General features: G+C 61.6%; 19 protein-coding genes. 9 read left to right on the top strand and 10 right to left on the bottom strand.

The window, feature by feature from the left end; all coding sequences use genetic code 11:
- Positions 1-95: 95 nt before the first annotated feature.
- Entirely contained in the window at positions 96-662 is a 567-nt protein-coding gene (locus VZC39_RS11130; protein ID WP_349922470.1) for a CoA pyrophosphatase, read from the bottom strand.
- A gap of 120 nt (positions 663-782) precedes the next feature.
- On the bottom strand, positions 783-2,168 hold the full coding sequence (pabB, locus tag VZC39_RS11125; RefSeq protein ID WP_434662499.1) for an aminodeoxychorismate synthase component I: 1,386 nt from the start codon (positions 2,166-2,168) through the stop codon (positions 783-785).
- 202 nt (positions 2,169-2,370) lie between these two features.
- Between pabB and VZC39_RS11120 the strand changes: the two genes are divergently transcribed.
- Positions 2,371-3,894, top strand: coding sequence for a fumarate hydratase (locus VZC39_RS11120; RefSeq protein WP_349917896.1), 1,524 nt, complete (start codon positions 2,371-2,373; stop codon positions 3,892-3,894).
- A 290-nt stretch (positions 3,895-4,184) separates the two neighbouring features.
- Here the strand turns inward: VZC39_RS11120 and VZC39_RS11115 are convergent, their stop codons facing one another.
- Positions 4,185-4,652: a cell division inhibitor gene (locus tag VZC39_RS11115; RefSeq protein ID WP_349917894.1), complete on the bottom strand. Its 468-nt coding sequence runs from the start codon at positions 4,650-4,652 to the stop codon at positions 4,185-4,187.
- 230 nt (positions 4,653-4,882) lie between these two features.
- Here VZC39_RS11115 and VZC39_RS11110 point away from each other — a divergent pair, with 230 nt between their 5' ends.
- Positions 4,883-5,080, top strand: a complete 198-nt coding sequence (locus VZC39_RS11110) for a DUF4250 domain-containing protein (RefSeq protein ID WP_349917892.1) — start codon at positions 4,883-4,885, stop codon at positions 5,078-5,080.
- A gap of 394 nt (positions 5,081-5,474) precedes the next feature.
- Entirely contained in the window at positions 5,475-7,949 is a 2,475-nt protein-coding gene (locus VZC39_RS11105; protein WP_434662494.1) for a glycogen/starch/alpha-glucan phosphorylase, read from the top strand.
- A 194-nt stretch (positions 7,950-8,143) separates the two neighbouring features.
- On the opposite strand, the gene VZC39_RS11100 is transcribed toward VZC39_RS11105, so the two are convergent.
- Both VZC39_RS11100 and trxC read right to left on the bottom strand, forming a co-directional pair.
- Positions 8,144-9,529: an SLC13 family permease gene (locus tag VZC39_RS11100; protein ID WP_349917887.1), complete on the bottom strand. Its 1,386-nt coding sequence runs from the start codon at positions 9,527-9,529 to the stop codon at positions 8,144-8,146.
- Between the two features lie 154 nt (positions 9,530-9,683).
- Positions 9,684-10,124, bottom strand: coding sequence for a thioredoxin TrxC (gene trxC / locus VZC39_RS11095; protein WP_434662491.1), 441 nt, complete (start codon positions 10,122-10,124; stop codon positions 9,684-9,686).
- Between the two features lie 154 nt (positions 10,125-10,278).
- Here trxC and VZC39_RS11090 point away from each other — a divergent pair, with 154 nt between their 5' ends.
- The 3 genes from VZC39_RS11090 (at position 10,279) to VZC39_RS11080 (ending at position 16,702) form a co-directional block, all read left to right on the top strand.
- On the top strand, positions 10,279-13,077 hold the full coding sequence (locus VZC39_RS11090; protein WP_434662488.1) for a response regulator: 2,799 nt from the start codon (positions 10,279-10,281) through the stop codon (positions 13,075-13,077).
- A 140-nt stretch (positions 13,078-13,217) separates the two neighbouring features.
- Positions 13,218-14,954, top strand: coding sequence for an ABC transporter transmembrane domain-containing protein (locus VZC39_RS11085; RefSeq protein WP_434662486.1), 1,737 nt, complete (start codon positions 13,218-13,220; stop codon positions 14,952-14,954).
- Positions 14,951-16,702, top strand: coding sequence for an ABC transporter transmembrane domain-containing protein (locus tag VZC39_RS11080; RefSeq protein WP_434662483.1), 1,752 nt, complete (start codon positions 14,951-14,953; stop codon positions 16,700-16,702). The genes VZC39_RS11085 and VZC39_RS11080 overlap by 4 nt, the downstream gene beginning before the upstream one ends.
- A 73-nt stretch (positions 16,703-16,775) precedes the next feature.
- Here VZC39_RS11080 and VZC39_RS11075 read toward each other — a convergent pair whose 3' ends face one another.
- The 4 genes from VZC39_RS11075 to VZC39_RS11060 form a co-directional block, all read right to left on the bottom strand.
- The gene (locus VZC39_RS11075) at positions 16,776-17,957 is read right to left on the bottom strand and encodes a hypothetical protein (RefSeq protein WP_349917877.1); all 1,182 of its coding nucleotides are present in this window, start codon (positions 17,955-17,957) and stop codon (positions 16,776-16,778) included.
- A gap of 509 nt (positions 17,958-18,466) precedes the next feature.
- Positions 18,467-19,939: an efflux transporter outer membrane subunit gene (locus VZC39_RS11070; RefSeq protein ID WP_434662481.1), complete on the bottom strand. Its 1,473-nt coding sequence runs from the start codon at positions 19,937-19,939 to the stop codon at positions 18,467-18,469.
- Positions 19,932-23,015 carry an efflux RND transporter permease subunit gene (locus tag VZC39_RS11065; RefSeq protein WP_434662478.1) on the bottom strand — a complete coding sequence of 1,028 codons (3,084 nt, stop codon included), beginning with the start codon at positions 23,013-23,015 and terminating at the stop codon, positions 19,932-19,934. The genes VZC39_RS11070 and VZC39_RS11065 overlap by 8 nt, the downstream gene beginning before the upstream one ends.
- Positions 23,012-24,106: an efflux RND transporter periplasmic adaptor subunit gene (locus tag VZC39_RS11060; RefSeq protein WP_434662476.1), complete on the bottom strand. Its 1,095-nt coding sequence runs from the start codon at positions 24,104-24,106 to the stop codon at positions 23,012-23,014. The genes VZC39_RS11065 and VZC39_RS11060 overlap by 4 nt, the downstream gene beginning before the upstream one ends.
- A gap of 166 nt (positions 24,107-24,272) precedes the next feature.
- Here VZC39_RS11060 and VZC39_RS11055 point away from each other — a divergent pair, with 166 nt between their 5' ends.
- A complete protein-coding gene (locus VZC39_RS11055) occupies positions 24,273-25,193 on the top strand; it encodes a LysR substrate-binding domain-containing protein (RefSeq protein WP_434662474.1) in 921 nt (306 codons plus the stop codon).
- 69 nt (positions 25,194-25,262) lie between these two features.
- Complete coding sequence (locus VZC39_RS11050) at positions 25,263-25,736, top strand: DUF4442 domain-containing protein (protein WP_434662471.1); 474 nt, start codon at positions 25,263-25,265, stop codon at positions 25,734-25,736.
- Between the two features lie 76 nt (positions 25,737-25,812).
- Here VZC39_RS11050 and ybcJ read toward each other — a convergent pair whose 3' ends face one another.
- Complete coding sequence (gene ybcJ / locus VZC39_RS11045; RefSeq protein ID WP_100860961.1) at positions 25,813-26,046, bottom strand: ribosome-associated protein YbcJ; 234 nt, start codon at positions 26,044-26,046, stop codon at positions 25,813-25,815.
- Positions 26,047-26,378: 332 nt separating this feature from the next.
- On the opposite strand from ybcJ, the gene VZC39_RS11040 reads away from it, so the two are divergent.
- Positions 26,379-26,957, top strand: coding sequence for a VC2662 family protein (locus VZC39_RS11040; protein WP_349917859.1), 579 nt, complete (start codon positions 26,379-26,381; stop codon positions 26,955-26,957).
- Positions 26,958-26,959: the final 2 nt, after the last annotated feature.

The raw sequence follows: 26,959 nt of genomic DNA, 5'->3' as shown, positions 1-26,959 counted from the left end.
GATCAAAAGAATAAAAAATCAAAATTTCTTTATCATCCTCAATGTTAGTTGAGTGTTAAATGGATAATTTCTCAGCGTCGCTCGTTAATGGAATGTTATCTCGACAGATGCTGGGCTAGCTGGCGGATCATGCTGGCCGTGGCCCCCCAGATGAAAGAATCTTGCCAGGGGATCCAATAAATGGTGTGGCTCCTGCCACCCCGGGGCAGGGTCAGGGCGATGTGGTGCGCCGGGTTGAGCAAGTGGCTCAGGGGGACCTCGAAGGCCTGCTCCACTTCATCCGGGCTCAGGGTGAGCCGATAGTCGGCGTCCACCTGGGCGAGCACCGGCAAGACATCGTAGAGGGAGATGGTATTGAGGGGGGTGAGGCTGCCGATGACCCGGATCTGGGAGGCGGGGATCCCCAGCTCTTCGTGAGTCTCCCGCAGGGCCGTCTGGATAAGGTTTTCATCCTCCGGATCCTGGCGGCCGCCGGGGAAGCTTATCTGGCCAGGATGGTGGCGCAGTTGGGTGCTGCGCCGGGTCAACAGCAGGTGAAGTCCGGTGGGACGCTCCACCAGGGGAAGCAGCACGGCGGCCGGCTTGAGCCCTGCCAGCATCAGGCGATGGGCCGGGGCAGGGCGCTGCAGCAGGAAACGGGTCAGCAGCTCGGTGCGATTCAAAGCCATAACCCGTGACCCCGCAGTGAGGGGCGAAGAGTGACGGAGCACACTGCCCGCTTCCGATGGATGTCGCTCATCTCGTGCTTTCTCTCCTTGACGTTGATTTGTCCAATGGCTGGCTTAGTGTGCATCCAGCAGCGGCAGAATGCGGGCCACCTTGTCGTAGGTCTCCTGATATTCGCTGTCGACCTCGGAGTCGGCGATGATGCCACCGCCCGCCCAGCAGTGGATCTGCCCCGCTTCGGCGATCAGAGTACGGATGCAGATGCTGGTGTCCATGCGCCCATGCTGGCTCAGGTAGCCGATACTGCCGCAGTAGGCGTTGCGCCGCTGGGGCTCCAGCTCCTCGATGATCACCATGGCGCGGATCTTGGGCGCGCCGGTGATGGAGCCGCCGGGGAAGCAGGCCCGCAGCAGATCCACCCCTTGCCAACAGGCATCGAGCTCCCCGTGAATGGTGGAGACCAGGTGATGGACGGCGGGGAAAGACTCCACCGCAAACAGATGGGGCACGCTGACCGAACCCGGCCGGCTCACCCGACCGATGTCGTTGCGCAAGAGATCCACGATCATCAGATTCTCGGATCTGTCCTTGTCGGCACGGGCCAGCTCGTCGGCGCGGGCCTGATCGACCAGCGGATCCGGGTGGCGGGGACGGGTGCCCTTGATGGGCTTGGTTTCGATGTGGCGACCATCGAGCAACAGGAAACGCTCGGGCGAGAGGCTCAGGATCGCACTCTCAGGCAGGCGCATAAAGGCCGAAAATGGCGCCTTGTTGGCGGCGCTGAGGGCGAGGTAGGCGGACCACTCATCCCCCTGATAGGGGGCGCTGAAACGTTGGGTGAGATTGATCTGATAGCAGTCGCCCGCCGCCAGATAGGCCTGGATACGGGCAAACTTCTCGCCATACTCGGCCCGGCTCATGTTGCTCTGCCAGGGACCTCGCAGGGTAAAGGGCTGGATGGGGGAGGCGTACTGCGCCGTCAGCCAGTGCAATCGGCGGGCAAGCCCCGCCTCGTCACCCCAATGCACCAGTTGCCAGCGATCGGTCGCGACCTCTCGCAGCAGTGCCCAGTCGTAGATCCCGACTGCCATGTCCGGCACCTGGATGTCGGCCTGCGCCTGGGTTGGCAAGCGCTCGAAACGCCGCCCCAGATCGTAACCAAAGAGCCCGAGGGCACCACCGATAAAAGGCAGCTCGGCGCCGATGGCATCGCTCTGAATGGGCTGCAGTTCCCCCAGCAGGGCCAATTGCGTGCTGGCGAGCAGGGCGAGGGGGTCTTCATCGCTTCGCACCGTGCCCTCGTCCTGGCGCACGAGCGTGCAGGCTCCCCGGGTTTCCAGGGTGGTGAGGGGATCGGCGGTGATGATGTCGAAGCGATTGTCGGCGCCAAGGGGACCGGCGGATTCCAGCAAGATGGTCCAGGGTTGCCGCTGCAGGCGACCAAACAGGGTGTGAAGGGATGTTTGGGGGTCGAAATGGTGGATATGCAGTCTTGGTTTCATTTTTTGTTACACAGGCAACAGTTTGCACCCAGCTCCCTAGCCGGTAAGGGTGCTCAAGCGTATCATGACCGTCGGCATTTACAGAAAAACACGTCATAAAAACACGCCCTGCCTGTCGCGCTGTGTATGCACCGCCACTAAGGCTCGGCTCAAATGGAAGCCCTTGCTCGCATTGCTTGAGACAAGGACCAGTGAGGATGATATGAGCATCATTAAAAAACAGGACTTTATTGATTCTATTGCCGACGCCCTGCAGTACATCTCCTTCTACCACCCCCTCGATTTCGTCCAGGCCGCCAAGGCTGCCTATGACCGCGAGATCAACCCGGCCGCCAAGGATGCCCTGGCCCAGATCCTGATCAACTCCCGCATGTCCGCGGAAGGCCACCGTCCTCTGTGCCAGGACACCGGTATCGTCACCTGTTTCGTCAAGATTGGCATGAAGGTGCAGTGGGACAGCGACATGACAGTGCAGGAGATGGTGGATGAAGGCACCCGCCGTGCCTACACCAATCCGGACAACCCGCTGCGCGCCTCCGTGCTGGCCGATCCGGCCGGCAGTCGCAAGAACACCAAGGACAACGCCCCGGCCGTGGTGCACATCGACATGGTGCAGGGTGACAAGGTGGAAGTGAGCATCGCCGCCAAGGGCGGTGGCTCCGAGAACAAGTCCAAGATGGTGATGCTCAACCCGTCCGACGACGTGGTCGAATGGGTACTGAAGACAGTGCCGACCATGGGTGCTGGCTGGTGTCCCCCCGGTATGCTCGGCATCGGTATCGGCGGTACCGCCGAGAAGGCGGCGGTGCTTGCCAAGGAAGCCCTGATGGAGCACATCGACATTCAGGAGCTGATCGCCCGTGGCCCGCAAACCACGGAAGAGAAGCTGCGGGTGGATCTCTATGACAAGGTCAACAAGCTCGGGATCGGTGCCCAGGGTCTGGGTGGCCTCACCACAGTGCTGGATGTGAAGGTGAAATCCGCGCCGACTCACGCCGCCTCCAAGCCGGTGGTGATGATCCCCAACTGCGCAGCCACCCGCCACGTCCACTTCGAGCTGGATGGCTCGGGCCCGGCGGAGCTGACCCCGCCCAAACTGGAAGACTGGCCACAGATCACCCGCGAGTCCGGCGGCAACGTGCGCCGGGTCAACGTGGACGGCATCACCAAGGCCGAGCTGGCCAGTTGGAAGAGCGGGGATACCGTGCTGCTCTCCGGCAAGATCCTGACCGGTCGCGACGCGGCCCACAAGCGCATCGCCGACATGCTCAAAAATGGTGAAGGCCTGCCGGAAGGGGTCGATTTCACCAATCGCTTCATCTATTACGTCGGTCCGGTGGATGCGGTCCGTGACGAAGTGGTCGGCCCGGCGGGTCCCACGACCTCCACCCGGATGGACAAGTTCACCGACATGATGCTGGGGGAGACCGGTCTCATCGGCATGATAGGCAAGTCCGAGCGCGGTCCAAAGACGGTGCAGAGCATCAAGGAGCACCAGGCTGTCTATCTGATGGCCGTGGGGGGCGCCGCCTACCTGGTGGCCAAAGCCATCAAGAAGGCGCGGGTGGTGGCCTTCGCCGATCTCGGCATGGAAGCCATCTACGAGTTCGAGGTGGAAGACATGCCGGTGACGGTCGCCGTCGACTCCCAAGGCAACAATATCCATGAAACCGGCCCGGCCTACTGGTCGGCCAAGATTGCCGAGCTGGACGTCAAACTCTCCTGAGTCGTGTTGACGGGCATGCCAGCCATGGGATGCCTGAACATGCAAGGCTTGGTTTTGGGCTCACGGCAATGATAAAAGGCGACCTCAGGGTCGCCTTTTGCATGGGTGAAAGAGCGTCATTTCCATTCCAGACCCAGCCTCCAGACCCAGCCTCCAGACCCAGCCTCCAGACCCAGCCTCCAGACCCAGAGCCCTGATAACCGCCAATGGCTACCGTTCATGACTGCCTAGGTTGGATGCACTATCCATCACCACGCCTTCCTTAGCCTTCGTTTCCCCATCAGCCAGTCTCAGTGATTGAGATAGATATCCTGACCACCGTAACCAAGGTTCGGGTGATGGGGGAGGCGTTGTGACTCGAAGAACCGAGTCAGCACGCCGGTACCTTGCCCCAGTCTCTTCAACTTGGCGCGATCCAGGGCGACCTGTTCGGGTAGCCAGGTCAGCACGGCGGCGCAGTGGCCGTTGCCGAGGCTCTGCTCCAGCATGCGCTGCCAGTTCTTGATCTTGGCACCGTGCACCACCAACACCCGGGCGGGATCGATCCCCTGCGCCTGCCACTGCTCGGCCACTGGCAGGCCAGGGGGGGCGATGAGCAGGATCCAGCCGCCATTATCCTGACTGAGCCGTCCCAGCTCGCTCAGCAGCGGCGTCTCGGGCTGTGCGGCCTGCTCTACCTTGGCCTGGTGGCGAGTGGGCCAGGGGGCCATCAGACCGGCAGGGGAGGATGGGATAGGGTGGCTCAGGGGCTGGCTCATATGTTTTCCTGTATGAATAACCATGCTGTATGCGTATACAGTAGTTGTAACGAGCGCCAGTGACAAGTCGTTTTCGGTCAAAAATGTGAGCCCACTAACAGGATGTTTTGTTATCTAATTGAATTTAAATGAAATTTACACTCAACCTAAGTTGGGTGTTTTTTGCGCTATGGACAAAGCGGGGGCAGGGGGTCATGGTTATACAGTATGTATGACAAGGAGGGAGCGGGATGGATGTCAGCACCTTGCAACGACTGGACGCCAATATTCTGCTCGGGATCATCAACGAAAAGCTGCGGCTGGAGTGCGATGGTCTGGAGGAGCTGTTGGCCTACTACGACATGACGGAAGATCAGCTGGCCGCGCGTTTGCAGCAGATCGGCTATCACTACGACCCCATGAGCAACCAGTTCAAGGCTCATGGGTAATATGACGAGAAAAGGTGCTCCAACTGGGGCACCTTTCTTTTATTGTGGAAATGATCCTGTGAAGATTGAAATCGCTTTCACATCCATTCAGGAATGTCGTTATTTTCATGTATTTTCAAACGCTTTCAAGTATTGAAAACCTATTCATGAACACGCTCGTTTCGTTTTTATATAACCACATGATTTATTTGAATATTAATATTTCATCCAATCTTGATTTGGAAAGGGTTTTCAGGCTTGAACTGTCATTTCCATACGTTAAAGTGTGACTCGCGTTAACGTTTCATTCAGCGGTTTTGGCTAGTATGCTCATGCCGGAACATATTCAGATATAACAACAGTGCCGGTCCCGAGATGGGATAACATTTTTATTTGTAACGAAGGAAAATGGTGTATGGCTACCAAGAAGAAGACAGACCAGGATCTCCAACTGGATAAAGATCAGCTTAAAGCGAGCATCGTGCGTCACCTGCGTTCTACCTTGGGGACAAGCGAACAGAAAGCCTCGCCGGAAGCGTGGTGGAAAGCGACGGCCGCCGCCGTCAACGAACAGGTATACGAGCGCCTGACCCGTACTCAGCAGACTCACTTCAAGAAAGATACTCGTGCGATTCACTATCTCTCTGCTGAATTCCTGATGGGGCGCCTGACTTCCAACAACCTGCACAACCTCTCCCTTTACAAGACCTGCGAAGAGGCCTTGGGGGAGCTCGGTCTGGAACTGACCGATCTGTGCGAGCAAGAGCCTGACATGGCCCTTGGCAACGGCGGCCTTGGCCGTCTGGCCGCTTGCTTCATCGACTCCCTTGCCACCCTGAACTACCCGGCCGTGGGTTACGGCATTCACTACGAGCACGGCTTGTTCCGTCAGGAATTTCAGGATGGCCGCCAGATCGAGCGTCCGGACTCCTGGCGCGAATACGGCAACCCCTGGGAGATCTGCCGTCCCGAATCGGTGCAGGAGATCCCGCTCTATGGCTACGTGGAGACCGTGTTTGGCGACAACGGCGGCCTGAAGAAGGTGTGGCACGCCGGTCGCAAGATCAAAGGGGTGCCCTGGGACATCCCGGTTGTCGGCTTTGGCGGTCACACCGTCAACATCCTGCGGCTGTGGGAGTCCCGTGCCTCCGAATTCTTCGACTGGGACGTGTTCAACGCCGGTGGCTATGTCGACTCCCAGGCGGAGAAGGCCCAGGCTGAGACCATCTCCAAGGTGCTCTACCCGAACGATGAGACGGATGCCGGCAAAGAGCTGCGTCTGATCCAGCAATATTTCTTCTGCGCCTGTTCCATCAAGGACATCATGCGCCGTTACAAGCGCGCCCATGGCAGCGACTTCAGCAACTTCGCCGCCCAGATCGCCATCCAGCTCAACGATACCCACCCGACCGTGGCCATTCCCGAGCTGATGCGCGTACTGGTGGATGAGGAAGGGCTGAGCTGGGAGGCCGCCTGGGCCATCAGCTACGGGGTCTTCTCCTACACCAACCACACCCTGCTGCCGGAAGCGCTGGAGAAGTGGAGCGTCAGCCTGTTCGAGAAGGTACTGCCTCGTCACCTCGAGATCATCTACGAGATCAACGCCCAGTTCCTGAACAAGCTGGTGGATCCCAAGTGGCCGGGCGACGATGCCATCAAGGCCAAGCTCTCCATCATCGAAGAGGGGACGGTGCGCAAGGTACGTATGGGCAACCTGTGTGTCATCGGCTCTTCCAAGGTCAACGGTGTGGCCGAAATCCACTCCAAGCTGGTGAAGGAGGATCTCTTCCCCGAGTTCGCCGCGCTGTGGCCAGAGAAGATGTGCAACGTCACCAACGGCGTGACCCCGCGCCGCTGGCTGCTGGCCTGCAACCCGGAACTCGCCGCCCTCTACAACGAGGTGGTGGGCAAGGAGTGGCCGCTGCAACTGGACAAGCTGCGCACCGTTACCCAGTTTGCCGACGACAAGGCATTCCAGCAGCAGTTCATGACCATCAAGCGCCACAACAAGGAGAAGCTGGTCAAGGTGATCAAGGACGAGACCGGCATAGAGGTGAGCGCGGAGGCGATCTTCGACGTGCAGATCAAACGCCTGCACGAGTACAAGCGCCAACAGATGAACCTCATCCACATCATGGCGCTCTATCGCCGTCTGCTGGCAAACCCGGACTACGACATGCACCCGCGGGTGTTCATCTTCGGCTCCAAGGCGGCCCCTGGCTACAAGCTGGCCAAGGACATCATCTATGCCATCAACAAGCTGGCTGAGCGGGTCAACAACGACGCCCGTATCCAGGGCAAGCTGAAAGTGGTGTTCATGCCGAACTACCGGGTGAGCCTGGCCGAGAAGATGATCCCGGCAGCGGACGTGTCCGAGCAGATCTCCACCGCCGGCTACGAAGCCTCGGGGACCGGCAACATGAAGATGGCACTGAACGGCGCCATCACCATCGGCACCCTGGACGGGGCCAACATCGAGATCGCCGAGGAAGCGGGTGCCGAGAACTGCGCCATCTTCGGGCTGAACGTGGACGAGGTGAAGGCGTTGAAGAGCCGGGGCTACAACCCCTATGACTTCTACTATGCCAACTCCGAGCTCAAGGCCGTGCTGGACTGGTTCGACACCGACTACTTCACGCCGGGTCGTCCGGGCGAGCTCTCCTCCATCAAGCGCTCCTTGCTGGAAGGGGGGGATCCTTACCTGACCCTGGCGGACTTCGCCTCCTACTCGGATGCCCACAAGCTCATCGATACTTGGTATCGGGATCCGGCGCTCTGGGCGAAGAAGGCCATCATCAACTCGGCCACCATGGGCAAGTTCAACTCCGACCGCTCCATCCAGGATTACGTGGACCGGATCTGGAATCTGAAAGCCTGCAACGTCGGCTAAGTGCATTGACTCCCAAACCCCCGCATTGCGGGGGTTTTTTATTTCATGAAGAATGGATTTTACAGGGTGAGTTCACTGCCAGAGGCGCACATGGTGGATGACATGATGTGCGACATGGTGGGAAGGCAGCGGGATCGGTGGATACAAGAAAGGCCCCGTCAGGGGCCTTGTCGAGGGGAAGGAGAGACGCCTTCTCAGTGCAGGATATCGCCGAAGCAATAGGCCAGCAGGGTCAGGATGACGGTGAACACCAGGTTCAGCACCAGGCCGGCCCGCATCATCTCGCGCTGCTGGATATGACCGCTGGCGAAGACGATGGCGTTGGGCGGCGTGGCCACCGGCAGCATGAAGGCGCAGGAGGCACCGACCGCGATGAGCACGGAGACGACGATGGGGGAGACCCCCAGCGCTTCGGCCACCCCGGCAAACAGCGGCACCAGCAGGGCGGCGGTGGCGGTGTTGGAGACCAGCTCGGTCAGGAACACCACGAAGGCCGCGAGGCAGAGCAGGATCACGAAGATCGGCATGGTGGACAGGCTGCTGGAGAGGTGCTCCGCCAGGAAGGCGTTGGCACCGGTCTGCTTCAAGATGGAACTCAGGGTCAGGCCGCCCCCGAACAGCAGCAGCACGCCCCAGTCGGTGTTCTGGTTGATGTCATCCCAGTTGGCCACCCGGCTGACGGCGATGGCGAGGATGGCCCCCATGGCGATCAGGGTATCGAACTGGGGAATGCCCCCCAGCGCCGAGGCGATGGGCTGGGAGCCAATCCACAGCAGCACCGTGGTCAGGAAGATGGCCAGGGTCGTCTTGCGCTGACCGGTCCACTCGATGGTGACTTTCTCGGTGCTGACCTGATGGGAGAGGTCGGGACGGGTGACCAGGTAGAGCAGGCCGATGCCCACCGGCATGAAGATGAGCACCACGGGAATGCCGAATTTCAGCCAGTCGGTGAAGCCAAGGCCCATCTGGGCTGCAGCGATGGCGTTGGGGGGGCTGCCCACCAGGGTGCCGATGCCGCCGATGCTGGCGCTGTAGGCGACGCCCAGCAGGACGAAGACCAGGGTACGGCGCTCCTTGTGGACGTCGAGCCCCTTGAGCATGCCAAGGGCGAGCGGCAGCATCATGGCGGCGGTGGCGGTGTTGCTGATCCACATGGAGAGGGCGGCCGTGATGGTGAACAGTACGATGGCTGCCCAGCCGAGGTGCCCCTTGGCCAGTTGCATCACCTTGGCGGCGATCTGGGTATCCAGCCCCTGTTTGGAGAGGGCCGCCGCCAGGGCGAAGCCGCCAAAGAAGAGGAAGAGCACGGGGTTGGCGAAGTCGGTGAGTGACTTGCTCATGTCAAACACCCCGAGCAGGGTGGCCAGCACCGGGATCGAGATGGCGGTGATGGTGATGTTCACCGCCTCGGTCAACCAGAGGATGGCGATGAAGATGAGGATGGCGAGCCCCTTGTTGACCATGGGATCAAAGGGGAGCCAGGCGAGCATGGCACAGAGCAAGAGGACGTCAGCGATGACGATCCCGGCCTTGACGTCGAGCCAGCGCGGGGGTGCAGAGGGTACGGCAGAGGTATGCATGATGTGTTCTCGGTTAATTTATGGTTGTTGTTGTGTTGCCGAGGTTACATTTGATCCCCTGTTTGAAACAGGGGTAAGTGAGCAAAGCATGTGGCGTCTCACAGAGTTAAAAAGAACTTAAACACCACTGAAACAAAAATTAAACATAATGATTTCATTTCTCCTCAGGAAGGGAGGAGAGCAGCCACTCCTTGAACAGGCTCTTTGGCAGCGAGCCGCTGCGCTGTGCCAGGATCTGCCCGCGTTGGAACACCATCAGGGTGGGAATGCTGCGAATGCCGTAGCGACCGGCAATGGCACTCTCTTGCTCGGTATCGAGTTTGACGAAACGGATGCGCGGTGCGAGCTCTCGCGCCATCTCCTGAAACACCGGGGCAAACTGCAGGCAGGGACCGCACCAGCTGGCCCAGAAATCCACTACGACCGGCAAGTCGGAGGCGATCAGGGTGTCGAACTGATCGCTGCGTCCCGTGACCGGGGCGAGACCAAACAGGGGCTCCCGGCAGCGACCGCACTTCGCGGTCAGGTCCACTTTCTCGCTGGGCAGACGATTGCGGGTAAAGCACTGGCTACAATAGGTAGTGATAGATGACATAATTGCGTCCTTATTTCATTGCCTTGCAACAACTTTGTTGCATTGATCGCGCCGACTAACGGTAACATAGCAGCCAGTTATTTTTCACAGTTGGCGGTCCGGCCGTGACACCTCGTCACCGGATAGTTGACCATGACATGAGAATCGAGACGGGATGAAGAGTGTTGCACGCGTCAATCGTGTTATCCTGAGCCTTATCATCGCATCTTTGCTGGGGTTTTCGGCCTATTGCTGGCAACTGCTCAGCCAGCAGCAGCGTGCCTCCGAGTTGAGCATGGCGGCCGAGCTGGTCCTCAACCGCATCAATACCGACACCGTCTATCTGCTGGGCCGCGAGAAGGCCAGCGATGGCAGTGTGCAGCAGCGGCTCAGCCTGCTTTCCAACGTGCTCGACAAATTTGTGACCCAGATACGCGAAGACCCGGATCTCGCCGACGATCCCAAGTCCCAGGCGCTGCAAAAGGACATCGACGGTTATCTGCTGGATCTCGCCAGGCTCTACACCATGGAGATGACCATCGAGTATCTGGAGCCACGTTTCCAGAGTCAGCTCGATGCCGTGCTGACGCAGCTCCCGAGCGAGACTCGGCTGCACCGGGATCTCACCGATCTGGCCAGGATCAGCCACTACCTCAGACGCAGTTGGGATACCCACGATCTGCGCCACCTGCAACAGCTGCAGCAGCGCATCGGCGACGACTATGCCGACAATGGCAAGGTGACGGCCATCAATCAGCTCAGCCAGGATTTCAATCAGCAGGTGATGGAGTATCACCGCCTGCGCAACCAAATCATCGAGATGCGGGGGCTGGCCTCCTTGCCGGTCTGGAAACAGGACAAGCTGGATCTTGCCTCCTCCCTCAAGAGCCGCTTCTATCTGATGGTGCTGGGCGGGGCCCTGCTCTGCTTCTCCCTGGTGGCGGTGACCCTGTGGCGACGCAACCAGAAGCTGAGCGAGCTGTCCCGTCACACCGGCTTGCTGGCTCAGGCCAAGAGCGATTTTCTGGCCAACATGAGCCATGAGATCCGCACCCCCATGAACGCCATCATCGGATTCAGCGCCCTGGCGCTGCAGACGGATCTCAGCCAGCAGCAGCGGGACTACCTCAGCAAGATCAAATCCTCGTCCGATACCCTGCTGTTGCTCATCAATGACATCCTGGATCTCACCAAGGTGGAGTCCGGCAAGCTGACCCTGGAGGAGATCGACTTTGACTTGAGCGAGCAGCTCGACTCCCTGGCGGCCATGTTCGCGGATCTGGCGGAGCGCAAGCAGATTGAGGTCATCATCAACAAGTCCCCGGCGGTGCCGGACTTCCTGCGCGGGGATCCCCTGCGCCTGGGCCAGGTGCTGGTCAATCTGGTCAACAACGCCATCAAGTTCACCGAGCGGGGGGAGGTGGAGCTCTCCATCACCCTGGTCAACCAGCACCCCATGCGGGTCTGCTTCAGCGTGCGGGACACCGGCATCGGCATCGCGCCGGACAAGCAGACCCAGCTGTTCCAGCCCTTTACCCAGCTGGAGGCGGGCAACACCCGCAAATATGGCGGCTCCGGGCTCGGTCTCAACATTTCCCAGCGGCTGGTCGGGCTGATGGGGGGAGAGATTTCGGTGCAGAGCAAGCCCGGGGTGGGTTCCACCTTCGAGTTCGAGATCCCCATGTCCCAGGCGGTATACGGGGTATCCGGGCGGCGGGTCTTCTTCGAGCACCAGCCCCTCATCCTGATGATGGACGACAACGAGTTGGTACTGGAGCTGGCCAAGGACATCCTGGGCCGGGCCGGCGCCTGCGTGATGACGGTCAACAGCGTCTCCCGCGCCCGTCAGGTGCTGCGGGAAGAGGGACAGAACATCCGCCTCGCCATCCTCGACTGGCGCATGGGTCAGGAGGATGGTCTGGATCTCGCCCTCGAGATGCATCAGCACAGCCAGTGGCAGCGTCTGCCGGTGCTGATGACCAGCGCCTGGGCCCGGGAAGGGCTGCACGGGCGCATGGAGAGCATGGGGCTGAGCCACTTCCTGGCCAAACCCATGACCGAAAACGCCCTGCTGGCCAAGGTGGACGAGATGCTCAACGGCAGCTCCCACGATCGCAATGTACGTCAGGCCGAGGTCCAGGGGGATCAGCAGCATTTCCGGGAGCTGCTGCAGGGCACCCGGGTGCTGCTGGCCGAAGACAACCGGGTCAACCAGCAGCTCATCGTGGAGTATCTGCGCCGCATCGAGGCCGTGGTCACCGTGGTGGGCAACGGACGCGAGGCGGTGGAGCAGGTGGCGGAGCAACCTTTCGATGTGATCTTGATGGACCTGCAGATGCCGGTGCTGGACGGGCTGGATGCCACCCGCCAGATCCGCAAGATGGTGGACAAGCACGACGTGCCCATCATCGCCCTCACCGCCAGCGCCATGCCGGGGGACAGGGAGCGTTGTCTCGGGGTCGGCATGAACGGCTATGTGACCAAACCGGTCAGCAAGCTGGATCTCTACAACAACCTGCTGCAGTGGGTGAAGGGGGCCAGCGCTCAGCGCCGGACCAGCCCCGAGGTCAAGCCACCGGCGCTGATGGGGGTGCTGGATCTCGACGATGCCCTGCGCCGGCTGGAACAGGACAGGGAGGCACTGCAGATCCTGTTCAAGCTCTTCCTCTCCGAACACAAGGACGATCTCTGGGACATCCGCTCCGCCCTGCGTCGCCAGCAGCCCGAGGTGGCAAGCCGACTGCTGCATACCCTCAAGGGGGTCTCCGCCAACATCTCCGCCGCGCGTCTGCAACTGCTGGCCGGTGAGCTGGAGTGGCGGCTGCGGCTGCAGGGGGATCTGAGTGAAGAGGAGCTGACCCAGTTGCAGCTTGTCTTCAGCCAGACCCGGGAGGAGGTCTCCCACTTCCTGCTGAGCGGGGATCAGCAGGAGCCAACCATGGGCCTGTTCGGCGGGCGGGACGAGCGGCTGTGACATCCGGGGGATAGCCATCGTTCTCAAGCTGGCTGCTTCAGGCTATGATGGCCCGTTCACCTCGCCCCCGCTTCGGGGGCGATTGTCTTGAGCATCTCTTATGACCAAGCGGCCCTGGCGCCGCGAGCAAGGATCCTGATGTGAGCGTATTTCTGCGGCTGGGCTGGTTCTTCAAGGATCAGTGGCGGCGTTATCTCATCGCCATCACCCTGTTGATGATGGTGGCCCTGCTGACCGTGATCCCGCCCAAGGTGGTGGGCTGGGTGGTGGATGGCGTGACCAAGGGGGGGCTCGACAACGCCACCTTGATGCAATATCTGGCGGGGCTCTTGGGGCTGGGGGTCGTCATCTACCTGCTGCGCTATGTCTGGCGCGTCATGCTGTTTGGTGCCTCCTACCGGCTCGCCTATGTGCTGCGCAACCGGCTCTTCACCCACTTCACCCGCATGAGCCCGGATTTCTACCAGCGCCACCGCACCGGCGATCTGATGGCCCACGCCACCAACGACATCCAGGCCGTCGAGATGACGGCGGGGGAGGGGGTGCTGACTCTGGTGGACTCCTTCATCGTCGGGATCCTGGTGCTCTCCATCATGTGCAGCCAGTACTCCTGGCAGCTGACCCTGCTCTCCCTCTTGCCCCTGCCGGTGATGGCGTTTTTCATGAACCGTTTCGGGACCCAGATCTACAAGGAGTTCAAGGCGGCGCAGGGGGCCTTCTCGCGCCTCAACAACAAGACCCAGGAAGCCCTCTCCGGGGTGCGGGTGCTCAAGTCCTATGCGGTGGAGTCCTTGGAAGACAAGGGATTCGCCGAGCTGACCCGCCAGGCGGGGGAGCGCAACATGGCGGTGGCCCGCATCGATGCCAAGTTCGACCCCGTCATCTACCTGTGCATCGGTTGTTCCTATTTTCTGGCGGTGGCCGGCGGCAGTGCCCTGGTCATGCAGGACAAGCTGACCCTGGGGGAGCTCACCAGTTTCACCATGTATCTGGGGCAGCTTATCTGGCCCATGTTTGCCATCGCCTGGCTGTTCAACATCATAGAGCGCGGCAGCGCCGCCTATTCACGCATCGAGACCCTGCTGGCGGAGCGTAGCGATATCGAAGATCCCGCCGAGCCCCAGCCGCTCGCGCACCCTTTCCCGCTGGTCATGCAAGGGGTGGATTACCGTCTCGAGTCCCGTACCCTGCTGGCGGGAATCGATGTCTCCATCGCCGCTGGCGGCATGCTCGGCATCGTCGGGCGCACCGGGGCGGGCAAGAGTTCCCTGCTCAAGCTGCTGATGCGTCTGGCCAACCCCAGCGGCGGCCGGATCACCATGGGCGGCGTGAGCATCGACCGGCTGGCCCTTGGGGAGCTGCGCAACCAGTTCGCCTATGTGCCCCAGGAGCCGTTTTTGTTCTCCACCACCATTGCCGCCAACATCGCCCTCGGCCGGCCGGATGCCAGTCGGGAGGAGGTGGAGCGGGTGGCGCGCATCGCCTGCGTGCACGACGACATCACTCGTTTCCCTCAGGGCTATGAGACCGAGGTGGGGGAGAAGGGGGTAACCCTATCCGGCGGCCAGAAACAGCGGCTCGCCATCGCCCGCGCCCTGCTGCTGGCGGCCCCCATCCTGGTGCTGGACGACGCCCTCTCGGCGGTGGACGCCCACACCGAGCAGCAGATCCTGCAAGCACTGAAGGCCCACCGACGCACCCTCATCCTGGTCAGCCACCGCATGACGGCGGTGGAGCAGGCGGACGAGATCCTGGTGCTGGAGCAGGGCCGGATCAGCGAGCGGGGCCATCACGGTGCCCTGATGGCCCACAACGGCTGGTACGCGGACATGGTGCGCTATCAGCGCCTGGAGCAGGACGTGGAGGAAAATCTGTGAACCCGACCATCAAGCGACTGCTGGCGTATTGTGCCCGCTACCCCCGCTGGCTGATTCAGGCGGGCATCTGCCTGCTGCTCGCCACCGGTGCCGAAGTGGCGGGGCCGCTGCTCATCAAGCTGTTCATCGACGACTACCTGGCCCCGCGCCAGCTGGTGTGGCCCGAGGTCGCCGCGCTGGCGGCGGGTTACCTCGGCCTGCAATTCCTGTCGGCGGCCGGCTTCTACCTGCAATCCCTGCGCTTCAACCGCATCGCCCAGGCGGTGGTGCAGCGCCTGCGCGAGCAGGTGTTTGCCACCGCCATCCGCCTGCCGGCCCGTTACTTTGACAAGCACCGCTCGGGCTCCCTCATCTCTCGCATCACCAACGACACCGAGGCCATCATGAACCTCTATGTGCAGGTGATCGGGCTCCTGGTGCAAAAAGTGGTGCTCTTGTGCGGCATCCTCATCTCCATGGCCCTGCTGGATCTGCGGCTGATGCTGGTGTGTGCCACCCTGCTGCCCCTGGTGGGGGCCGTGATGTGGCTCTACCAGAAATTGAGCGTGCCCGTGGTGCGGGCCACCCGCAGCCTGCTCTCCGACATCAACAGTCGGCTCAACGAATCCCTGCAGGGGATGCCGGTGATCCAAGCCATGGTGCAGGAGCGCCATTTCGCCAGGGCTTTTGCCGAGGTGAATCAGCAGCACTGGCATGCCCGCCTCAAGAGTTTGAAAATCAACGGCATCCTGCTGCGCCCCCTGATCGATCTCTTCTACATGATGGTGTTGATAGGGCTGCTGGCCCTGTTCGCCCACGAGGGATTGAGCAGCGGCGGCGCCATCCAGGTGGGGGTACTCTACGCCTTCATCAGTTACCTCGGGCGGATGATCGAGCCTCTCATCGAGATGACCAACCAGCTCAACCAGTTGCAGCAGGCCATGGTGGCGGGGGAGCGGGTATTCGCCCTGCTGGACGAGTCCCGGGAGAGCACGGACGGTGAAGAGGCGTCGCTCGAGGGGCGGGTGAGCTTCGAGCAGGTGAGCTTCTCCTATGACGGCCAGCAACCCGTGCTGCGGGAGGTGAGCTTTTGTACCCGTCCCGGTCAGATGCTGGCGCTGGTGGGCCATACCGGCAGCGGCAAGTCTACCGTCATCAGCCTGCTGATGGGCTTTTACCCCATCGGCAGCGGCACCATCCGCTTTGACGATCATGCGCTCGAGGCGCTGTCGCTCGCGGCAGTGCGCCGCAGCATCGGGCTGGTACAGCAGGATCCCTTCATCTTCGTCGGGACCTTGGCGGAGAACCTGCGCCTCGGCCGTGACGGCATCGACGAGGAGACGCTCTGGCGGGCGCTGGACGAGGTGCAGTTGAAGGATTTTGTGCAGAGTCTGCCGGATGGGCTCGCAACAATGCTGGAGGAGGGGGGCAAGAACCTCTCCGCCGGTCAGCGTCAGCTGCTTTCGTTTGCCCGGGCGCTGGTGGGGGATCCGCGCATCCTCATCCTGGACGAAGCCACCGCCAGCGTGGACTCCCAGACCGAGCTCGCGCTTTCCCAGGCGCTGTCGGCGGCGCGCCGTGGCCGTACCACCATCGCCATCGCTCACCGGCTTTCCACCATCGTCGATGCAGAGGAGATCCTGCTGCTGTCCCGCGGTCAGGTGAACGAGCGGGGCACCCACGGCGAGCTGATGGCCGAGGGGGGCCACTACGCCCAGCTGTTCGAGATGCAGAGTCAGGGGGCCTGGCTCGAGGAGAAGCGAGCCTGAGCGGGGGGACCGCTAAAGCTTCAGATAAAAAAAACAGCCGGCAGATGCCGGCTGTTTTTGTTTGGCTCACCCGTCAGACCGTGGCCTTGCTGCGGGCCAGCAACTTGGGCTGCAGGGGCGGGAAGTCGTCGTTGAAGAAGGTGTCGGCCTCTTCAATCTGCGCTTTGCGCTGCTTCTGGATGAAGCTGTCGAAGTCGCGCTTGATCTCGGGATCTTTCAGCGCCTCGTAGTCGAACACATTGGCCGCATAGAGGTAGTTGAAATGGATGTCCACGAACTCGCTGCTGGCGCAGGCGGAGGTGAACTTGCTGTTCTGACGGTCGAAGTTGACGCGGTACTGCTTGATCTTGGGCACATAGACCAGCTCGCTGCCGACCTTGAACACCTCCACCGTGATGCCCACCGTGATGGTCTTGTAGTAGTCCTTGTTGTTCTCCACCCCGAAGCGGATGGCATCCCCCTGTTTTTGCAGGAATTTGTTGAAGCTTGCCAGGGCCGTGGTGCCCTGGCTCACCACCACGTCCATGATGAAGTTGATGAAGTCGGTGGCGATGCTGATCCCCTTGATGTGACGGCTGTAGCTCTGCTGATCGATCTTGCTCGGCCCCATCAACGGGATCTTGGAGAGCGCCCTGGCCCAGAGATCCGCATCCGTCTTGTACTGATCCCCGTAGGCCTCGGCGTAGCGATTGATGTAGGCGGTGACCACCGAGGTGATGGCGATGAGGTAGGCCTTCTGCTCGGCGAGCTTGGCCATGACGGCGGGATCATCCAGCAGCTCGTTGGCCACGATGAACTCCACCAGGCCGTCTTTGTCGGCATAGGGGTCGTTCGCCACGGCCCTGGCGAGGGGCAGGTTGGCATCGTTGAAGAAGGACTCGGCCTCGTCGAACTGATCCCGGCTGTTGAGGCGATTGGCGGCGGCCTCGCGTACCAGCTGGCAGAGCAGCAGCTCGGCCTCATAGTCACTGACGCGCAGCAGCGGCAGTGCCTCCTGGTTGCTGCCAAAGGTCTTCTTGTAGGCGAGGTTGAAGTCAATCAGCACCGAATTGCAGCCGCAATCCATGGCGAAGTCGACGTGGTAGCTCAAGGGACCCGAGGGCAGTGGTTTGCTCATCTTGCCCTTGACCGCCAGGTTGGCGTAGCACTTGAGGTACTCCCTGCCAAACAGCTCATAGGCGCGGTTGTTGTTGAAATCGAGCTGGAAGGTGCCGGCGCTCTCGCCACCGTTGAACAGCAGTTGATTGTTACCCATCTCTCTCTTCCTTGTGTTGTGCGAAAAGGTGCTGTGCGAAAAGGTCGCCCGTGGCCGATGGCCAGTGACGGGCCTGCACAGCCTAGTGAGGGATGGGGCATCTGGTTACTGTGACTTATTCCAGTGGCGCGGCGGGGAGGCTGGGCTAGCGCGCGTGGGGAGGGGATTAGTCGTTGGTTTTCATTTGGCTAGGGCTGTCATCTCCCTGACACAGCGGTGCCGACCCATGGAAAAAACCGCGGGACAGGGGGCGAAATGGCGTCTGTTTCGGTCAGCATGACCTCTTTGATCATTTGCCAAATCAATAGTGATCGCTTTTACATTTGATTTATCACTGGGAAGAGGGGGCCTGAAGGCCTGCTTGAGGGCGTTTCAGCATGTTCAACGGCCCCAAAAGGCGAGCCCCGGCGCAATGCCGGGGCTCGGTGTGGACTGCTCCCGTTGTGGATGGCGCCTTGTGACCTCAGGCCATACCAGGGACGGGCCCGTCGGTACGGGTGAGAGAGGGGTTATCCCTCAGTCAGCTGGGGGGCCTGCCAGTCTCCTCCCAGGGCCTTGTGCAGCAGCACCACGTTGGTGGCGGTGCCGAGGCGCGCCACCACTTCGGCATCTTTCAGGCTGTTCTGCTGGCGCTCGGCGTCCAGTACCTGCAGGTGATCGACCAGGCCTGCACGGTAGAGGCTCTTGGCCTTGCCGAGGGCCAGCTCGGCCTGCTGGCTCGCCAGGTGCAGGTGATCCCGATACTGCTGACTGTTGCCGTAGGCGATGAGGGCGGTCTCCACCTCGTTGAAGGCGGCATTGACCGTGTGCTGATAGGTGAGCGCCGCCTCCTCGAGACCCGCCTCCTGCGCCTTGACCCTGGCCTCGCCCCGGCCGCCGTCGAACAGATCCCAGGAGAAACCGGCCCCCAGCGCCCAGGCGGTGGAGCCCGATTTGAACAGGTCATCGACATCCCCGGCCACCAGTCCCGGGCTGCCGGTCAGGAACACCTTGGGGTAGCGGGCGGCGATGGCGGCCCCGAGCTCCTGGTTCTTGGCGGCGATGGCCCGCTCGGCGCTCGCCACGTCGGGTCTGCGGGTCAGCAGGCTGGACGGCAGGCCGGTCGGGATCAGCGCCTCCATGGCGGGCAGCGGGCGAGGGGTGAAGCGGGCCTGGGTCCGGGCGACGGGCTCTCCGAGCAGCAGTGCCATTCGGTTCAGGTGCACATTCTTGGCTGTGTCGAGGAGCGGCAGGCTGGCCTGAGTGGTGGCGAGGGCCGCGCGGGCGTTGGCCAGGTCGAGATCCGAGCCATAGCCGTTGCGATGCAGGGATTCGACCATGGCCAGGGTCTCTTGCTGAGATCGCACGGTATCGGTGGCGATCAGGCTGCGCGCTTCGGCGCCGCGATACTGCAGGTAGTTGTTGATCACGTCTGCGGTCATGGCGGTGATCAAGCCCTTGCGCATGATGCCCGCCTGCTCGGTGCGGATGGCGGCGGCCTGACTCAGGCTGTCGATGCGACCGAACAAATCCAGTTCCCAGCTCGCGTTGGCGCCGATGAAGACGGCGGTGGGATCCCGCTCCATCAGTTGCACCGAGCCGCCACCGAGGGCGCCCGGCAGGGGCAGCGGGCTCACCGCCGGCCCCGTCAGATCGCCGTTTTCACTGAGGCGCGAATCGGTGTAGCCGCCCCCCAGGCTCAAGGTGGGCACCTTGAAGGAGGCGATGGCCTCCTGATAGGCCTGGGCCTGCTGGATGCGCTGGCTCGCTATCTTGAGGGTGATGTTCTGGCGCTGGGCGGCCAGCACCAGGGCATCGAGCTCGGGGTCGTTGAACTGGTGCCACCAGGCGAGGGGGCTCTCCCCACCGACCTGAGTGCCCGGGGTGGCCTGGTTCAGATAGACCTGGCTGACCGGGTGGGTCGGGGTCTGGTAATCGGGGGCCAGACTGCAGCCCCCCAGCATCAGCAGGGCGATGAGGGCACTGAGGCGGCACTTATTCATGGGAGTGATCCTTGTCTGTGGCCTGCGGCGCGCAGCCTTGGGCGCGGTGTTCACGGGCGAAGAAGAGCATGTAGAAGGCGGGCATGGCGAACAGCGAGAGCACGGTCGCCGCCATCAGGCCACCGATGATGGTGGCCGCCATCTGATCGAACAGGCGATCGGTGAGCAGCGGCACCATGCCGAGCACCGTGGTCAGCGCCGCCATGGAGATGGCCATGGTGCGATTGATGGTCGCCTCCTTGACCGCATCGATCAGCAGGCGGCCGTTGCGCCGCTCCAGCTCAATCTGATCGAGCAGGACGATACCGTTTTTGATGATCATGCCGGTGAGGCAGATCATGCCGACGATGGCCATGAAGCCGAACGGTTTGTCCATCAGCAGCAGGCTCCAGATAATGCCGATGGAGGCCAGTGGCAGGGTGATGAAGATGATGAGCGGCTGACGATAGGCGTTGAACAGGGCCATCAGGATGATGAACATCATCACCACCGCCTTGGGGGTCTGCAGCATGAGATCATCGACGGCACGCTTCTCGTCGTAGTACTCGCCGCCCCAATGCATCGTGTAGCCTGCCGGCAGTACCATGGCCTCCAGCTCGGGCGCCAGTTGCTGGCGCACCACGGAGGCGGTGAGCTCCCCGTCCACCCCGGCCTGGACCGTGATGGCCGGCAGCCGGTTGCGGCGCCAGATCATGCTCTCTTCCCCACCGATCTCGATGTCGTTGAGCACCTGGCCGAGCGGCACGCTGTGCAGGCCGAGGGCGGAGCGTACCGGCAAGTCCGCCATGGCTTCCAGGGTGCTGTTGGCGCTGCGCAGCTTGATGGGAATGAGGTCATCCTGCTGGCGCAGGGTGCCAATCTGCAGCCCTTCGGTCGCGGTGTGAACGGCCATGGCGATGTCGGTATTGCTGACCCCGGCCTTGCGGGCCGCCGCCTGGTTGATGACGGGGGTGACCACCTTGCTCTGCTGGCGCCAGTCGTCGCGCACGTACTTGGTGTGTGGGTTGGCACGAATGATGGCCTGGGCCTGCTCGGAGAGATTGTGCAGCACGGCGGGATCCGGCCCCTCGAAGCGGGCTTCGATGCTGAACTTGTCCTTGGTGGCGAGCTTGAGATCACGGAAGCGCGGCTCGGCATAGGGGAAGCGGGTGGCGAGCCAGGCATCACCCCTGGCCACCAGGGCGGGGATGTCGTCAAAGCTGTGGGTGTTGATCAGGATCTGGCCGTAGCTCTGATCCAGGGGCTCGGGCTCGACGGTGACAGAGAAGCGCGGCGCACTCTCACCCACGTAGCTGGAGATGCTCTTCACCTCGGGCTGGGCCAGCAGCCACTGCTCAATCTCCTTCATGTCCGCCGAGGTGCTCTCGATGCGACCCCCGTTGGGCAGCCAGTAGTCGAGGAAGACGATGCTGCGATCCGAGCTCGGCATGAAGTTCACGTTGAGCAGCGGCGCAGCGAGGCCGGTCAGCAGCAGCAGCGGCAAGACGGTCAGCATGGCCTTCTTGGGGTTGTCCACGGTCCAGTGTACGGCGCGGCGATAGAGACGGGCCGCCTTGCCTTCCGGCTTGCCGCTCTCATCTTCGCTCGGTGCCTTGATGAAGGCCCAGCACATCAGGGGAGTGATCAGCATGGCCACGACCCAGGAGAGCAGCAGGGAGCTGACCAGCACCTGGACGATGGAGATGGAGAACTCCGCCGAGTCGGTCTGGGAGAGCAGTACCGGCGTGGCTCCGAGGCAGGCGACCACGGTCGCGCCGAGCAGGGGGACGGCCATCTCCTTGATGGAGTCGATGACGGCGTCATCCCGGTTGATCCCTCTGGCCAGCTTGGCGATGAAGAGGTCGACGATGACGATGGCGTTATCCACCAGCATGCCGAGGGCCAGGATGAAGGCACCGAGCGAAACCCGTTGCAGATCGACCCCGGTGAGGTTCATGTAGATCAGAGTAAACAGAATGTTCAGCAGCAGGCTGGCACCGACGATGGCGGCGCTTTGCCAGCCCATGAAGATCATCAGCACCGCAACCACGATGGCGATACTCTCGAGCAGGTTGAGCACGAAGTTGTTGATGGACTTGGTCACCTCTTCGGGTTGGAAGGCGATGATGCCCACTCCGGTGCCGAGGGGTTGCTCGGACTCGAACTGCTGAAGCACGGCAGTCAGTTCATCACCGATGCTGACCACGTTGATGCCGGTCTCGGGGCTCACGGCGAGGGTAATGGCCTGCTGGCCGTTGAAACGACTCTCGGTCTGGGCCGGAGTCTGGTAATCGAGGTAGACGTCGGCGACGTCTCCCAGACGCAGGGTGCCGCGCTTGTTACCGACGAGGCCGGTGGTGAGCATCAAATTGCGGACATCCTCGACGTTCTGGTAGGCGCCGGTCTGGGCCACCCGCAGGTTTTCGCGTCCCATGTCGTACTCACCGGCACTGACCGGCATGTTCTGGCTGTTGAGCTGGGCGATGAGCTCCGCCATGGAGATGTGGCTGCGGGCGAGACGTTCGCTCGACACATCGATGTTGACCACCTGCTCGCGGATGCCGTGCAGCTGCACCTTCTTGACCCCTTTGACCGCCTTGAGACGGCGCTGCAGTTCGCGGGCCTGATCCTTGAGCTGATGCATGGGAATGTCGTCCCCGTAGACGGCGAACAACATGCCGTACACTTCCGAGAATTCATCCTGCACTATGCTGATCTGCGCTTGGGGCGGGAGGGCGAGCTTGACGTCCTGCACCTTGCGGCGCAGCAGATCCCACTGCTGTGGCAGCACATCAGAACTGTATTTCTCCTGCAAATCGACGAATATCATGGAGCTGCCGGGGCGGGAGAGGGATCTCAGCTTCCACAGCGACCCCATCTCCTGCAATTTGGTCTCGATGGGATCGGTGACCAGACGCTCCACCTCCTGGGCAGTGGCGCCGGGGTAGAGGGTGACGATGACGGCACTCTTCACCGTGAAGGTGGGATCTTCGAGCTTGCCGAGATCGAAATAGGAGTAGATCCCGACCAGGGTGCAGAGGATGGAGAAGAAGACCACGAAGGTCTTTTGTCGCAAGGCAAAGGTGGAGAGGGTCATGATTGGGCACCCACCTGCTTGATGAGCGTAACGGACTGGCGTTCTTTCAGCAGGGCGCTGCCGGCGGTGACCACCCGATCGCCTGCGGTGAGCGCGCCTTTGACGCAGAGCTCGTCGTGGTGCTGGCTGACGATCTCGACCGGCACGCCGATGGCCTGACCAGCCCGCACCGTCATGACCCGGTTCTGCTTGCCCTGGCTAGTGACGGCGCTGACCGGCAGGCAGTGGATCTGGTCACTGCCCGGCAGGGGTAGCGCTATGCTGACCGACTTGCCCGGGACCAGCTCGGGGGAGTGGTCCAGCAGGCGGAAGGTCACCTCATGGGTACGCTTCAAGGGGTCGGGCAGGCTCGCCACCTCGCGGCTGACGGCCCTGACGGGCACATCCTGTCGATACCAGGTGACGCTCGCCGCCATGTCGTTCTTCAACTGACCAATCTGCTGCTCCGGCACGTCGACCACGGCTTCGAGGACGCTCGGTTGATGCAGGGAGAAGACGGGTACCCCGGGGGCCGTCTGCTCATGCTCGTCGATGAAGCGCTGGCCTATCACGCCGTCGAAGGGGGCGCGCAGTTCGCTATAGCCCAGGGCATCTTCGGCCTTGGCGAGGGATTGTTGCAGCGTCTGCACCCGTGCCCTGGCCTGGGCGCTGGCGCTGGTGGCCCTGTCCAGGTTGATCTTGGCCATGGCATTGTCACCCACCGCCTGGCGGGTGCGGATCAGCTCGACCTCGGCCAGCCGGCTCGCGGCTTTGGCTTCCTTGAGCATGGCGGCGGTTTCATCCCGCTGAACCCGAAAATCGTGGGGATCCAGCCTCGCGATCACCGCTCCCTTGCTCACCTTGTCCCCCTCTTTCACCAGGATGGCATCCAGGGTGCCGGGCACTCGGAAGGCGAGGTTGGCCCGCTGGTGGGAGCGAATTTCGCCGCTAAAGCGCAGGGTCTGCTGGGCAGATCCCTCGCTCAGGGTGATGGCGTTGACCGGGCGCGGCGTCTCGGCCTGGGGCGGGGTGGCTTCACTGTTGCAGCCGCTTAGCAGAGTGCCGAGGACGATGACAGAGAGGGATGAAAGGGGGAAATACCGGTGTTTCATAGGTAAAAGTCCAATGATTCAGAGACTAAAGGACTATTTTATCCTGTGATATATGTTCGATAATCAGCCTTTGACTGCCAACACTGTCTCGATTTGTGAGACAATTGAAGAAGGCCGCAGGCTTGCCATGGTGGCGAGGCCAGGCGGGAAGACGGGGAGGTAAGGGGTGAGGATCGACGATCTCAAGTTGTTTTTGTCGGTGGTGGAACTGGGGGGCTTTACCAGTGCGGCCGATGCACTGAACATTCCGCGCTCCAACGTGAGCCGCCGGATCAAGGATCTGGAAACCGAGCTCAATGCCAAGCTGCTCACCCGCACGACCCGGCGGTTGACCATGACCCCGGTGGGGCTGGAGTACTACAACAACCTGCAGCACATCATCAGCCAGCTGGATCAGACTCACGAGCAGATCCGTACCCAGAGCCATCAGCCGGTGGGCAACATCAAGATTGGGCTGCTCAATGACTCTGACATCTTCATCCACGACATCATCAAGTGCTTTCTGACGCGATATCCGAAGATCAACATTGAGCTGCACCTGAGCAGCGTCGGCTACCGAGACATCCTGAACTACGGGCTGGACGCCAGCATCCACATCGGCGATGTGATCGATAACAGCTTTGTCGCCCGCACCATCATGCCCTTCACTCGCAAGCTCTACGCCAGTCGGGAGTATGTGGCGCGCCACGGCAGGCCCGCCTCCCTTGCGGATCTGCACCATCACAACGTGCTGGTGACGCGCCTGCCGGATGGCCAGCTGGACAATAAGCTTACCTTCAATCACGGGGAGATCCTGATCAACAGCCGGATGATCTCCAACAGCTCCTACTACATCCGCCATGCGGTGTCCGAGGGGGACGGCATCGCCGTGCTGCCCGAGCTCACCATGCGTGCCCAGGTGGAGAGCGGCGCCATCATCGATCTGCTGCCCGAGTATGAGACGACCCTGGACAACATCTGGCTGGTCTACCCGAGCCGCAAGGGACTCTCTTACGCGGCGCGCCTGTTCATCGACTATGTGCTGGAGGAGGTGGCGCTGCTGCTCAAGGAGAACGGGGGGATCCTGGGGCGTTCAGGGAACGGCTAATCGGCGCTTGCCTCTGAGGGGGGATGCTGGCAACATTTCATTCACACTCACTCATCGGATCAGTTTGCAATGGACCTGCAACGCCTCAAAGCCAACCTCGCCCTGCGTCTCTTCGCCTGGCGCTACATTCCCGTCATCGGTTTTTGCGCCCCCGTCATAGAGCGGATGGACGCAAAAGCCCTGCGCATCCGCATTCCACTGGGTTGGCGTACCCGCAATCACCTGGGCAGCATGTATTTTGGCGCCCTGGCGACCGGTGCCGATCTGGTCGGTGGTCTGCTGGTGATGGAGAAGGGGCGGCAGCGGCGCAAGAAGGTGCATTTCGCTTTCAAGGATGTGCAGGGGGAGTTTTTGAAGCGGCCGGGGGCGGACGTGCGCTTCGATTGCGAGGCCGGGGAGGCCATCGATGTCATGATCGACGAATCCCTCGCGACCGGACAACGCATCAACCGCCCCATCCAGGTGGTGGCCACCTGTCCGTCATTGAACGGCGATGAGGCGATGGCGCGTTTCGTGCTGACCCTGTCGATCAAGGCCAGCTGAGTCACAGACTCACATTCTGAAGAGGGCTCGACCCATGGCTGGGCTCTCCTGCCATCAGACCCGATGGCGGTGGTACTCACTCGATCTCGGGGCTGATCCCTTCTTTCACCACCACCTTCATGCCGTTGAAGTTGACCACCTGGCCAGCCACTATCTTGCAACGCTTGCGGGTCTCGACCTGGCCATTCACCTCGACCAGACCGTCGGCGACCAGCGCCTTGGCCGCGCCACCGCAATCGGCCCACCCCTGATGCTTGATGAGATCGCACAGGGCGACGAAGGGGTGACCCTCGAGCAGAAACGTTTCCATGATGAATCCTCTTGCTGACGATGAGTGCCGAAAACGGCAGGGCGGCTATTTTAGGCAGTTAGGGGCAACAGGAAAAGAGCCAGAGCCGGATTGAGGCAGAAAAACTGCTGTCAGGCTGCGAGGTGACAGGGGAGGGCGTCATGCCATTCACCAGTGCTATCGGTATGTCAGACCCTCTACCGGTCAAGGAAGTGACTGAGCAAGGGCACGTATTCCGTCACAAATGCAGTTACGGGATGACGGGAGGTGACGCAGCCGCGGGGTGGCCGCCTCGTGCCCGCGGTGCGGCTTTGCTAGGGTAGGGGTTTCACCTCCACTCCCAGGATTTATCGATGAAGTCTCTCGCCTTGCTGCTCACCAGCGGTACTCTGGCTTTGGGTGCTGTGACCTTGAGCAGCGCCGCTCAGGCCAGTACCCCGGTCCAGATCTCCCTGCCCGGCGTCAATCTGCCCGCTTCCCATCAGGTGGAAGGGGCGCGCGCCTCCTTCCTCTATGGCCGTACCGGTCAGGTGAAAGGCATCGATCTGCCGGTGTTTGCGCTCTCCGATGTGGATCAGTTCACCGGCCTGCAGCTCGGCATCTTCTTCGGGGCTGCGCGAGTGCGTCACCAGTTTGGCGGGGTCGCCATCAACGCCGTCAACTGGCACGAGGGGCAGGACATCGGGGTCAACCTGGGCTTCGTCAACCTGACCAATAACGTGAAGGGCCTCAACTGGGGGGCGGTGAACATCGCCAAGGGCAATGCCCTGGCCAACGTGGGCTTCGTCAATTATGCCGAGCGCACCACCTTCCAGATTGGCTTTGTCAATGCCACCAAACACCTGGATGGCTTGCAGATCGGCCTGGCCAACTACGCCGAGAACGGTGTCTTCCCCATTCTGCCCCTCATCAATTTCAAGAAATCCTTCTAGGT

The organism is Aeromonas sp. NJAU223 (assembly GCF_051125555.1).
In the GTDB taxonomy this organism is placed as follows: domain Bacteria; phylum Pseudomonadota; class Gammaproteobacteria; order Enterobacterales; family Aeromonadaceae; genus Aeromonas; species Aeromonas veronii_G.
This window is presented reverse-complemented; position numbering and strand designations above follow the sequence as displayed.